The organism is Amycolatopsis sp. NPDC001319, from assembly GCF_042896185.1.
Classification (GTDB): Bacteria; Actinomycetota; Actinomycetes; order Mycobacteriales; family Pseudonocardiaceae; genus Amycolatopsis.
The window spans coordinates 284810-294367 of the sequence record NZ_JBIAWY010000004.1 but is presented as its reverse complement, the minus strand read 5'-3'; the positions used below and the strand labels follow the sequence as shown (position 1 = coordinate 294367).

General features: G+C 70.0%; 10 protein-coding genes. 4 read left to right on the top strand and 6 right to left on the bottom strand.

All coding sequences use genetic code 11. From position 1 onward, the window contains the following. The first annotated feature begins 51 nt into the window (after positions 1 to 51). Complete coding sequence (locus ACFY1H_RS16555; RefSeq protein WP_220243495.1) at positions 52 to 297, top strand: phosphopantetheine-binding protein; 246 nt, start codon at positions 52 to 54, stop codon at positions 295 to 297. On the opposite strand, the gene ACFY1H_RS16550 is transcribed toward ACFY1H_RS16555, so the two are convergent. Both ACFY1H_RS16550 and ACFY1H_RS16545 read right to left on the bottom strand, forming a co-directional pair. Next, positions 290 to 1243 carry an ACP S-malonyltransferase gene (locus ACFY1H_RS16550; protein WP_386947243.1) on the bottom strand — a complete coding sequence of 318 codons (954 nt, stop codon included), beginning with the start codon at positions 1241 to 1243 and terminating at the stop codon, positions 290 to 292. The genes ACFY1H_RS16555 and ACFY1H_RS16550 overlap by 8 nt on opposite strands. Beyond that, entirely contained in the window at positions 1236 to 2174 is a 939-nt protein-coding gene (locus tag ACFY1H_RS16545; protein WP_386947241.1) for a proline iminopeptidase-family hydrolase, read from the bottom strand. Before ACFY1H_RS16545 ends, ACFY1H_RS16550 begins: the two co-directional genes overlap by 8 nt. A gap of 271 nt (positions 2175 to 2445) precedes the next feature. Here ACFY1H_RS16545 and ACFY1H_RS16540 point away from each other — a divergent pair, with 271 nt between their 5' ends. From ACFY1H_RS16540 to ACFY1H_RS16530, 3 genes are read left to right on the top strand one after another with little or no spacing between them, the layout of a single operon-like run. Further along, positions 2446 to 3693, top strand: coding sequence for a nucleotide disphospho-sugar-binding domain-containing protein (locus ACFY1H_RS16540; RefSeq protein WP_386947240.1), 1248 nt, complete (start codon positions 2446 to 2448; stop codon positions 3691 to 3693). Next, entirely contained in the window at positions 3684 to 4802 is a 1119-nt protein-coding gene (locus tag ACFY1H_RS16535; protein ID WP_386947238.1) for a sensor histidine kinase, read from the top strand. The genes ACFY1H_RS16540 and ACFY1H_RS16535 overlap by 10 nt, the downstream gene beginning before the upstream one ends. 17 nt (positions 4803 to 4819) lie before the next feature. Beyond that, positions 4820 to 5473 (top strand): response regulator transcription factor, encoded by a 654-nt coding sequence (locus tag ACFY1H_RS16530; RefSeq protein WP_366583163.1) that lies wholly within the window; start codon positions 4820 to 4822, stop codon positions 5471 to 5473. A gap of 461 nt (positions 5474 to 5934) precedes the next feature. Here the strand turns inward: ACFY1H_RS16530 and ACFY1H_RS16525 are convergent, their stop codons facing one another. The 4 genes from ACFY1H_RS16525 to ACFY1H_RS16510 form a co-directional block, all read right to left on the bottom strand. Beyond that, positions 5935 to 6114, bottom strand: coding sequence for an acyl-CoA carboxylase subunit epsilon (locus ACFY1H_RS16525; protein ID WP_386947236.1), 180 nt, complete (start codon positions 6112 to 6114; stop codon positions 5935 to 5937). Then, the gene (locus ACFY1H_RS16520; RefSeq protein WP_386947914.1) at positions 6114 to 7715 is read right to left on the bottom strand and encodes an acyl-CoA carboxylase subunit beta; all 1602 of its coding nucleotides are present in this window, start codon (positions 7713 to 7715) and stop codon (positions 6114 to 6116) included. Before ACFY1H_RS16520 ends, ACFY1H_RS16525 begins: the two co-directional genes overlap by 1 nt. Next, the gene (locus ACFY1H_RS16515; protein WP_366583161.1) at positions 7681 to 8442 is read right to left on the bottom strand and encodes an alpha/beta fold hydrolase; all 762 of its coding nucleotides are present in this window, start codon (positions 8440 to 8442) and stop codon (positions 7681 to 7683) included. The genes ACFY1H_RS16520 and ACFY1H_RS16515 overlap by 35 nt, the downstream gene beginning before the upstream one ends. Before the next feature lie 173 nt (positions 8443 to 8615). Next, positions 8616 to 9470, bottom strand: a complete 855-nt coding sequence (locus ACFY1H_RS16510; protein ID WP_386947912.1) for a LysR family transcriptional regulator — start codon at positions 9468 to 9470, stop codon at positions 8616 to 8618. Positions 9471 to 9558: the final 88 nt, after the last annotated feature.

Here is a 9558-nt window from a genome sequence, read left to right as displayed (position 1 = left end):
GCGGTCGGTTTTCCTGCCTGGTAGATACCGATCTAGCCATCCGGAGTAGTCATGTGGGACAGCTCTTTCGACGAGACCCTTCGCACGTTCCTCCCGTTCCTCCCCGCCGAGGAGGCACTCACCGCCGAGACCCCGCTGCGGGAGTACGGCCTCGACTCGCTCGCGACCGTGGAACTGCTCGCCGTGCTGGAGCAGAACTACAACGTGCGCTTCGAGGACGACGCCCTCAACCTCGAGACCTTCGAGAACCCGGGCCGGCTCTGGGCCACGCTCGCCGAGCTGCAGCCGGCTAGCTGACCCGCGAAGGTCCTGCGCCCCGCCTCCGGGGTTGCAGGGCCAGGCGCGGGTTCACCGTGACCACCTCGAAGCGGCTCGTGGTCGCGCGGACGCGGCCGAACAGCGTGTCCGGGCCGGCCACCCAGAGCTTGCACACGCCCAGCTGTTCCAGGGAGGAGACGACGTGCGGCCACCGCAACGGCTTGACGATGCTGTCGAGCAGCATCGTGCGCACCTGCTCCCCCGACCGCAGGATCGAGCCGTCCTGGTCGGCGACGATCGGGAGCAGCGGGTCGTGGAAGTCGAGGTCGCCGATGACCTCGTCCTCCGCCTTCCGCCGCAGCGCCGCGAAAGCTCGGGAGTGCAACGGCGGACGCATGGTGTACAACGACAACCCGCCCATGCTGCGCACGGTCTGCTTGAGCCAGTCGAGGTTCCGCTCGCGCAACGAGACCATGTAGAAGTCGTGGTCGATGTAGCACGAGATGTCGGACCACTCGCCGCGCCCGTCGAGGTCGTTGAGCGCGTCCAGGAGCTTCTCCTCGGGCGTGCGCACGAACGAGTGCGTGACCACGTCGGTGTACTCGGTGGCGAAGAACTCGGTGAGGCAACGCGCGAGCTCCGCGGTCATCCAGACGGCGTCGGGGAACGTCAGCGCGCCGGCGTACACACTGGCCGGCTTCTCGCCGAAGCTCGGGCCGGTGCAGTAGTCGGGGCTGATGTCGTACTCCTGCTCGGCCCACTCGGCGAGCGCGAGGCACGTGAGCATGAACCCGACCTGGGCGTATTCGGAGTAGTCGCCCTCCGTCTCGCGGAACCGGTCGACCAGCGAGTAGCCGAGCCGGTCGTTGGCCTCTCCGATCAGGCGGCGGGCGAACGGGTTGATGAGCAGGAACTTGCCGAAGTCGGCGAAGCGGCAGGGGCTCATCCCGGGGAAGACCACCGCCGATCCTCTGGCCTCATCCATGGCTGGTTGCCTCACTTTCGGCGTTGGCGGCGGGGTGGACTTCCTGCAGGAAACTCAGCAGGACCTCGTGGAACCGTCCGGGTTCCTCGAGGTGGGGAACGTGGCTGGAGTCCTCGAAGATCTCCCAGCGCACGTCGTGGATCCGGTCGAAGTAGGGCTGGACGGTCCTGGGGGTGGCTTCGTCGTGCCGGCCGGAGATGAGCAGCGTCGGCACCTCGATGTCGTCGAGCTCGTCGATCACGGAGTGGTCCTTCAGCGTGCCGGTGACGGTGAACTCGCTCGGCCCGTTCATCACGGAGTAGACGGTGTTGTTGTCCGCCATCTCCATGAACGAGGCCAGGTAGTCGTCCGGCCACGGCAGCACGCGGCAGACGTGGCGGTCGTAGAACACGCGCATGGCGTCGAAGTACTCCTGCGTGTCCGTGGTACCGGCGGCCTCGTGCGCCCGCAGCTGCTCGTCGACGCCGGGCGGGAGCTGCGCCCGGAGCACGTCCATTTCGGAGCGCCAGAGTTCGTACGACGCGGGCGAGTTGGCGATCACGAGCCCGCGCAGCCCGTCGGGCCGCTGCGCCGCGTGGCGCGCGACGACCAGGCCACCCCACGATTGTCCATACAGGACGTAGTTGTCCTCGATGCCCAGCCGGTGCACGAGGTTGTCGAGCTCGTCGCCGAACAGCTCGGGCGTCCAGAAGTCCGCGCCCTCGTCCGGCAGCCGCGTGGAACCGCCGCTGCCGAGCTGGTCGTAGTGCACCACCGGAAACCCGTGCTCGGCGAGCGAGCAGAGGTTCAGCAGGTAGTCGTGCGTGCTGCCCGGTCCCCCGTGGACCACGACGACGGCGGGCAGCTCGCCGCCGACGACGCCGGTGACCCGGTACCACGTGCGGTGCTCGCCGAAGGGAACCCAGCCCTTCGCGGTGGGCGCCACGGCCATGCTCATCACCTCGTTCGTTTCCCTCGGCCGGCGGGTGGTTGCCGCCGGACCCACGTTCATGTCTAGCCGCACCGGCGTCGTCGTCACCAGCCCCTAAGGGGCGTCTAAAGCCGGTCTAAGTCTTCGTTCTCCTTAGTCCACAAGGACTTTTCGAGGCAAGGGCGGTAGGGGTGCGCGACCCCTAGCGGCGCGTTGCCGGGTCGGCCGCGCGCGGCGTCCGCACTAACGTTTTTCCCGCCAGCAGGTCGAGCCAGTTCGGAGAGTGCGTCCCATGCGAGTCATGTTGATGGTCTTCCCGACGAGGACGCACGTCTACAGCATGGCGCCGGTCGCCTGGGCGCTCGCGGCCGCCGGCCACGAGGTGCGGTTCGTCGGCCAGTGCAACCCGCGCGAGGTGGCCTCGTTCGCCGAGACCGGTCTCGACGCGATGTGGTTCGACACCGAGCTCGACATCGCGCGCCACCGGCAGCTGCAGGTCGAGGGCAACAACGCCATGCAGGGCGAGTTCCGCATCTCCGAGAGCCGGCCCGAGCGGTACACCGAGGAGTACGTGCGCAACGTCTACGAGCACTGGGTGGACGTGTTCCGCTGGACCACGCCCGATTCGCTGCTCGACGAGCTCGTGCGCTTCGCGCGGCAGTGGCAGCCGGACCTCGTGGTGTGGGACCCGATGATCTACGCCGCGCCGATCGTCGCGCACGCCATCGGGGTGCCGCACCTGCGGATGATGTACGCGATGGACCAGACGGCCCGCATCAACGCGCAGTACCGCGACCTGCGGTCCGACGCGCCGGATCCCTTCGTGGACTGGATGTCGGGCGCGGTCGCGCGGTTCGGCGCGGTCTACGACGAAACCCTGCGCCACGGCCTGAAGACCATCGACTGCCACCCGTCCTATCTGCGCTACGACGGCGTCGACGTCGACTACCTGCCGGCGCGGTTCATCCCGCAGAACAAGCCGATGGCGATCCCGCGCTGGGTGCTCGAGAAGCCGGCGCGCCCGCGGGTGATGCTGACGCTGGGGATCTCCAACCGGCAGGTGCTGGGCGTCGAGGAGACGTCGGTGTCCGACCTGCTCGACGCCCTCGCCGACCTCGACGTCGAGGTGATCGCGACGCTCAACGCCGGCCAGCTGGCGTCCGTGCGGAAGGTGCCGGACAACGTGCGCGCGGTCGACTTCGTGCCCATGAACGAACTGCTCGCGAGCTGTTCGGCCATCATCCACCAGGGTGGCGGTGCGACGATCGGCAACGCCGTGGTCAACGGCGTGCCGCAGCTCGTGATCCCCGGCACCACGTGGAGCGAGCGCGGTTCGGCCGTCGCGCAGGTCAAGCGGGGCAACGGGTTGCTGGTGGACCTGGAGGACGTCACACCGGGGAGTGTCCGAACAGGACTGCTGAGACTCCTGGAGGAACCGTCGTTCCGCAGCTGCGCCCTGGAGGTCCGCGACGAGATGCTCACGACGCCGACGCTCGACGACCTCGTGCCCGAGTTCGAACGGATCGCGCGATGCCGGTGACACGGCGGCCCCACGCGATCCGCACGATCGGGTTCCTCATCGGGAACTTCCCGGTCCGGATCTTCGCGTTCGTGGTCGTCCTCGTGTCGATGATCGTCGGGGTCGCCACGACGATGCTGTGGGTGGGCATCCCCCTGTCGCTGATCGCGACGGGCGTGATGCGCGGCTTCGCGGACTTGGAGCGGCGGTCGGTGCGGACGTTGCTCGGTGTCGAAGTGGCCCAGCCGCGGCGGAAACAGCCCAACGGCAACGGCCTGCTGGCGGCGTGGCAGGCGCGGCTGGTGGACCCGGTGACGTGGCGCGAGCTCGTGTTCGTGCTCGTGGCGATGCCGCTGGGGATCGTCGAGTTCGTGGCCGGGATCGTCTCGGTGGCGGTGCCGCCGTTCGGGATCTTCGTGGCGCCGCGGATCGGGGCGCTGCACGCCGAGTTCACGCTGTCGATGCTGGGTCCGGACCGCACGGCGCAGCTGGAGGAGCGCACGCAGCACCTGCAGCACTCGCGGGCGCGCGGCGTCGACGCCGTGGAGGCCGAGCGCAAGCGCATCGAACGCGACCTGCACGACGGTGCGCAGCAACGGCTGGTGGCCGTCGCGATGAGCCTGGGGCGCGCGCAGCTGAAGCTCGACTCCGACGATTCCGCCGCCGTACGCGAGCTCATCGGCGCCGCGCACGCCGACGCCAAGCTGGCCGTGTCCGAGCTGCGCGACCTCGCCCGCGGGATCTACCCGCCGGTGCTGCAGGACCGCGGTCTCGACGCGGCTTTGTCGTCGCTGACCGCCCGCATGCCGATCCCGGTCGACGTCGAGGTCGCCGTGGATCCGCGCCCGCCGGCGCCGGTGGAGACCACGACGTACTTCATCGTGAGCGAGGTGCTCACGAACATCACCAAACACGCCGGCGCCGACCGCGCCTCGGTGCGCGTGACCCGCGACGACGACACCGTGGTCGTCGAAATCATGGACAACGGCCGCGGCGGCGCCTCGGTGCGCCCCGGCGGCGGGCTGGCCGGCCTCGCCGACCGCGCCGCCACGATCGACGGCGTGCTCACGGTGGTCAGCCCGATGGGCGGGCCGACCGTCGTGCGTGCCGATCTCCCTGTCCGCTGGTGATTTTGAGGAGCTGTTCCATGCGTGTCGTGATCGCCGAGGATTCCGTGCTCCTGCGCGCGGGTGTGCAAAGCCTGCTCGCCGACGTCGGCATCACCACGGCCGCCGCCGTCGACAATCCGGACGCCATGCTCGTCGCCATCCGCGAGCACCGCCCCGACCTCGTCATCGCCGACGTCCGCATGCCCCCCACCTTCACCGACGAGGGCATCCGCGCGGCGATCGCCGCCCGCCAGGAGATTCCCGGGTTGCCGGTCCTGGTGGTCTCGCAGTACGTCGAAGGCAGCTACGCGGTCGACCTCATCGCCGAAGGCACGTCCGGCGTGGGCTACCTGCTGAAGGAGCGCGTCGCCGACGTCGCCGACTTCCTGGAAGCCGTCCGCCGCGTCGCCGGCGGCGGCTCGGCCATCGACCCCGACGTGGTGGCCCAGATGCTCTCCCGAAGCCGCGATCCCCTGGAGGGCCTGACCGCGCGCGAAACCGAGGTCCTCGGCCTGATGGCGCAGGGTCTGTCGAACGCCGCCATCGCCAAGACCCTGGTGGTGACCCAGGGCGCCGTGGAAAACCACATCAGCAACATCTTCGCGAAACTCGGCCTGGAAGCGAGCCGCGACGAGAACCGCCGCATCCGCGCCGTGCTGACCTATTTGGACAGCACCGCCGTGCGCGCTTGATTCACTCGATCGATATCGTGCGGATGTTCGAGTGGAGTCGGTAGCTTGGGGGTATGGAGCTTTCGCCTGCCGGCCCGGTTCGGATCTCGACCATTGTGGACGGTGTGCTCGCCACGCTGTGGAGAGCACACGTCGCTTCGACGCGCCCCCGAAGACGGGTGCGGCTCGGTGCTGCTTTGGTGCAGTGAGCCGCAAAACCGCACTGGCCTCGCAGCAGCTGTTTTCCTCCGGTGAGTCAGCGGGGAATGACGAAACCTCGCCTTGCCGGGAGAGAAGCGGGGCGCTTGGTTCCTTGAATTCCCGCGCATCAAAGAGAAGAGCCGCACCCGCGCCGCCCGGGGAACACGCAGTCCGTTCGCGCCAGGTCGCCGCGACCGTGCGCGCACACCCATCCGCTGCAAAGAAAAGAGCCGCACCCGCGCCACCAATCCGTGGCGCAGATGCGGCTCCCAGCACTACCCTCAGCGAACCCCTTGCCAACTCGTCGCCGGTACGAACCGCACCGGCCGGCGTGGCCGTGGCACCTGCACCTCGACCACCGGCACGGGCGGCGCCTGAAGCGCGGTCAGCACCGCCACCAAAGCCGCGAGTTCCTCGTCCGTCGGGTTCCCGCGCACGATCCGCACCACTGGCCCGCTCATCACACCGGCGGGTTTCCGTGCTTGCGCGCCGGGATGTCGGCGTGCTTGGTGCGCAGCATGGTCAGCGCGCGGATCAGCACCTCGCGCGTCCGGGCGGGTTCGATGACGTCGTCGACCAGGCCGCGCTCGGCGGCGTAGTACGGGTGCATGAGCTCGGTCCGGTACTCCTTGATCTTGAGCCGCCGGACGGTCTCCGGGTCGTCGGCCGCCTTGATCTCGCGGCGGAAGATCACGTTGGCCGCGCCCTCGGCGCCCATCACGGCGATCTCGTTCGTCGGCCACGCGAGCGACACGTCGGTGCCGATCGAGCGCGAGTCCATCACGATGTACGCGCCGCCGTAGGCCTTGCGCAGGATGAGCTGCACGCGCGGCACCGTGGCGTTGCAGTAGGCATACAGCAGCTTCGCGCCGTGCCGGATGATGCCGCCGTGTTCCTGGTCCACGCCCGGCAGGAAGCCGGGCACGTCGACCAGCGTCACGAGCGGGATGTTGAACGCGTCGCACGTCTGCACGAACCGCGCGGCCTTCTCGCTGGCCTCGATGTCGAGCACGCCCGCGAGCGTCGCCGGCTGGTTGGCCACGATGCCGACCACGTGCCCGTCGAGCCGGGCGAACGCGCACACCACGTTCGTCGCCCAGCCGGCGTGCACCTGGAGGAACTCGCCGTCGTCCACGATCTCCTCGATCACGGCGCACATGTCGTACGCGCGCGCCGAGTCGGTCGGCACCAGGTCGAGCAGGCGGTCCGTCCGGCGGTCGACCGGGTCGGTGGTCGGCTCGACCGGCGGGGCCTCATTGTTGTTGGCGGGCAACAAGGACAGCAGGTACCGCACGTCCTCGAGGCACGACTGCTCGTCGTCGTACACGAACGCGGCCACGCCCGAGATGCCGGCGTGCACGTCGGCGCCGCCGAGGCCGTTCTGCGTGATCTCCTCGCCCGTCACGGCCTGCACCACGTCGGGGCCGGTGATGAACATCTGCGACGTCTCGCGGACCATGAACACGAAGTCCGTCAAGGCCGGCGAGTACGCCGCACCACCGGCACACGGGCCGAGCATCACCGAGATCTGCGGGATCACCCCCGAACACCGGGTGTTGCGCTGGAAGATGCCGCCGTAGCCGGCGAGCGCGGTCACGCCCTCCTGGATCCGCGCGCCGGCGCCGTCGTTCAGCGACACGAGCGGCGCGCCCGCGGCCGCGGCGAGGTCCATCACCTTGTGGATCTTCTGCGCGTGCGCCTCGCCGAGCGCGCCGCCGAAGATGCGGAAGTCGTGGGCGTAGACGAAAACCGTGCGCCCGTGCACGGTCCCCCACCCGCACACCACGCCGTCCGAGTACGGGCGGCGGTGTTCGAGCCCGAAGCCCGTCGCCCGGTGGCGCCGCAGGGCCTCCAGCTCGGTGAAGCTGCCGGGGTCGAGCAGCAGCTCGATGCGCTCGTGGGCGGTCAGCTTTCCGCGCTCGTGCTGCCGGACGGTCGCCGCGTCGTCGGGACCGCGCCGCGCCGCCTCCTTGATCTCGCGCAGCTCCACGAGCCGGTTGCCGAACGCTCCCTCTACGGCCAGTGCCTCAGACATGTACACGCCCCTTGTCGACGAGCCGATCAGCCAGATACCGGAGAATCACGTCTTGGTGGCGGGTCAGGAAGAAGTGCCCGCCCTGCAGCGTCACCAGCTCGAAGCCCGCCGCCGTGTGGTCGGCCCACGAGCGGACCTCGGCCACGGAGGCGACCGGGTCGTCGGTGCCGGTGAACGCGACCACCGGCGTGGCGAGCGGAAGGCCCGGCACGTGCCGGTAGGTCTCCACGGCGCGGTAGTCGTTGCGCACCACGGGAAGGATCATGCGCACGACGTCCTCGTCGCCGAGCAGGTCCATCTCGGTCCCGCTCAGGCGGCGCAGCTCGTCGAGCACGCCTTCGTCGGTGCGCGTGTGCACGGACTCGTCGCGCTGCCGCGAGGGCGCGCGCCGGCCGGACACGAACAGCGTGTCCACCGGGGCCCCCGACGATTCCAGCCGCCGCGCCACCTCGTAGGCGACCATCGCGCCCATGCTGTGGCCGAACAACGCCAACGGCCGGTCCGTCTTGTCGCGCAGCAGCTCGGCGACCGCGTCGGCCATGGCGTCGATCGTGGTCAGGAACGGCTCGTGCCGCCGGTCCTGCCGTCCGGGGTACTGCACGGCGAGCACCTCGACATCCGGCGCCAGGGCTCGCGAAACCGGGAAGTAGAAGCTGGCCGACCCGCCCGCGTGCGGCAGGCACACCAACCGCGCCCGAGCCTCCGGCGCCGCGTGGAACCGCCGAAACCAGGCGTCTTCCGCGTGGGCGACCATGTCGTCCCACCGCCTTTCCGTCTGTCACAACGTCTGTCAGAACGTCTGTCACAACGGGACGAGGTCACGCCGACCGGGTCCCCCGACGCACCAAGCTAGCCCGCCCGGCAGCCGCCCAACGACCCCTAAGCGCCCCTAAAGGCAGCCTGAAATGAGACCCTCCACAATGGACCTCAGACCTGGTCGGCCCCGCCCCGCAGCTGGTCCAGGAACGCCCGCGCGGCCGGCGAAGCGCTCGCGCTCACGGCCACCGCGACGGTCCGCGGCGTGCGCGGCACCAAGGGCCGCAGCACGGTGCCGTCGAGCCGCGGCACGCCGACCGACGGCAGGATGCTCACGCCCAGGCGCGCCCGCACCATCTCCAGTACGGCCGACATCTCGCGCGCCTCGAACGTCGCCTCCAGGTGAACCCCGGCCTTCTCCGCGGCCGCCGAGAACACCTGCGCGCAGCCGCCCGTCGGGCGGACGAACGGCTCCTCGGCGAGGTCCGCGTAGGAGACGGCCTCGCGCTCCGCCAGCCGATGGCCGGCGGGCAGCACGGCGCACATCTCGTGGCTGTCGAGCAGCACCGTCCGCAGGCCGGGCGCGGGCAGCGTGACCACGGCGGCGTCGGCGACCCCCAGGTCGAGCCAGTCGCGCACCTCCTGGTCGCTGCCCTCGATCAGGCGCACCGCGACGAGCGGGTGGCGTTCGGTGAACGCCCGCAGCTCGGCGGGCAGCCGCGTGCCCGTGGCGGTGGGCAGGCTGGCGATCCGCAGCGTCCCGGTGATCTGGCCGGCGACCTCGGCGACCTCGGCGCGCAGCAGGTCCACCTGCCGCACGGCCTCGCGCGCCCGCCGGACGGCGCGTTCGCCGGCTTCGGTGAGGGTGACGCCGGTGCGCTGGCGGGTGAGCAGCGACGCACCGAGCTCGGCTTCGAGCGAGGCGATCGAGCGGCTCACCGCGGGCTGCGCCATGCCGAGGCGCTCGCCCGCCGCCGTGAAACCGCCGTGGTCGGCCACGGCCAGGAGCACCTTGAGCTGCTGCATCGTCGTCACGAGGACCTCCCACCATGATCGCCGCGGCATACCGTCATAACGCGAAGGACATTTCCCACGGCTCGTCCAGAACATTACC